This is a genomic window from Yoonia sp., assembly GCF_030731595.1.
Taxonomy (GTDB): Bacteria; Pseudomonadota; Alphaproteobacteria; order Rhodobacterales; family Rhodobacteraceae; genus Yoonia.
Genome location: NZ_JANQTS010000146.1, coordinates 1 through 1760, shown reverse-complemented (window position 1 = coordinate 1760; position 1760 = coordinate 1). Strand labels below are relative to the sequence as shown.

The following is a 1760-nucleotide window of genomic DNA, read 5'->3' as shown; positions in this document are numbered from 1 at the left end:
AGCGACCTACTGATTAAAAGTCAGTTGCTCTACCAACTGAGCTAACGGCCCACTGAGGGGCTACTTAGAAAGGCCATGCGCTGCGGTCAACCCCCAAATGCTGTCTGCGCTGGATATGTGCGGCCGCTTTGACTATATCGCCGCAATGACCGCAAACGACTCATCTTTTCTGCCGTTCATGAAGATGCATGGGCTGGGCAACGACTTTGTCGTGATCGACGAACGGGGACAGAGCCCGCGCGTCGATCAGGCTTTGGCCGTAGCCATTGCCGATAGGCACCGTGGGGTGGGTTTTGACCAGTTGGCGGTCTTGTCAGACGCGTCAGACGCTGATGTGCATTTAACCTTCTGGAACAGCGACGGATCGCTTTCTGCCGCCTGCGGGAATGCCACACGCTGCATTGCGCGGCACCTGATGGACGCCCAAGGCAAGGACAGTCTGGTGATCACAACCGATCGCGGCATCTTGCATGCCGTGGATGCAGGCGATGGCCTTACATCCGTGAATATGGGCCAGCCGCAACTTGCATGGGACGAGATACCCTTGGCCGAACCGATGGACACGCTCCTCCTCCCGATCCCGGGCGAACCGACGGCCACAGGCATGGGCAACCCGCATTGCACGTTCTTTGTGGATGATGCCGATGCCATCGACTTGGCCGCCATGGGGGCAAAGTTCGAGCATCATCCGCTTTATCCGCAGCGCACCAATGTCCAATTCGTAAGCGTGATCGGCCCCGACCACTTGCGCATGCGGGTCTGGGAGCGCGGGGTTGGCATTACGCTGGCCTCTGGCTCTTCCTCCTGTGCCACGGCTGTCGCGGCGGCGCGACGCGGGCTGACAGGGCGTGCAGTAAGAATCGACCTTGATGGCGGCACGCTTCAGGTTGACTGGCGCGATGATGGCGTCTGGATGACGGGTGGCACCGCACATGTCTTTGATGGCGTCTGGCGGATGTAATGGCTGACGCGACGCCGATATTTTCGAACCACGGTTGCCGGCTCAACGCCTATGAGACAGAGGCGATGAAAGAACTGGCTGCCGCCGCTGGCGTGACCAATGCGATTGTAGTGAACACATGCGCGGTCACTTCAGAGGCTGTGCGCAAGGCCCGTCAGGACATCCGCAAACTGCGCCGCGACAACCCCGGCGCAAAACTCATCGTTACAGGCTGCGCCGCCCAGACCGAACCGGATACTTTCGCCAGAATGGCCGAGGTTGATCTGGTGATCGGCAATACCGAAAAGATGAACCCAGCAACTTGGGCAGGCATGGCCCCTGATCTGATCGGGCAAACAGAGCCGGTTCAGGTTGATGACATCATGTCGGTAACCGAAACCGCCGGACACCTGATCGACGGTTTCGGCACGCGCAGCCGCGCCTATGTGCAGGTCCAGAACGGCTGCGATCACCGCTGCACGTTTTGCATCATTCCCTTCGGGCGCGGCAACTCGCGCTCGGTGCCTGCGGGGGTCGTCGTGGACCAGATCAAGCGGCTGGTCGATACGGGCTATAACGAGGTCGTCCTGACGGGTGTCGACCTTACAAGCTGGGGTGCTGATCTGCCCGCTGCACCCAAGCTGGGCGATCTGGTCATGCGTATATTGAGGTTGGTGCCAGACCTGCCCCGCCTGCGGATAAGTTCCATCGACAGCATCGAGGTTGATGACAACCTGATGCAAGCCATCGCGACCGAACCACGCCTGATGCCGCACCTGCATCTGTCGCTGCAACATGGCGACGACATGATCCTCAAGCG

Annotated in this window: 2 protein-coding genes; both read left to right on the top strand. The window is 59.9% G+C overall.

All coding sequences use genetic code 11. The features are described from left to right. Positions 1–145 precede the first annotated feature (145 nt). Positions 146–961, top strand: a complete 816-nt coding sequence (gene dapF, locus NWQ23_RS16300) for a diaminopimelate epimerase (protein ID WP_306167450.1) — start codon at positions 146–148, stop codon at positions 959–961. Continuing rightward, positions 961–1760: radical SAM protein (locus NWQ23_RS16295; RefSeq protein WP_306167449.1), on the top strand; the 800-nt coding region annotated here is incomplete at its 3' end. The genes dapF and NWQ23_RS16295, both read left to right, overlap by 1 nt.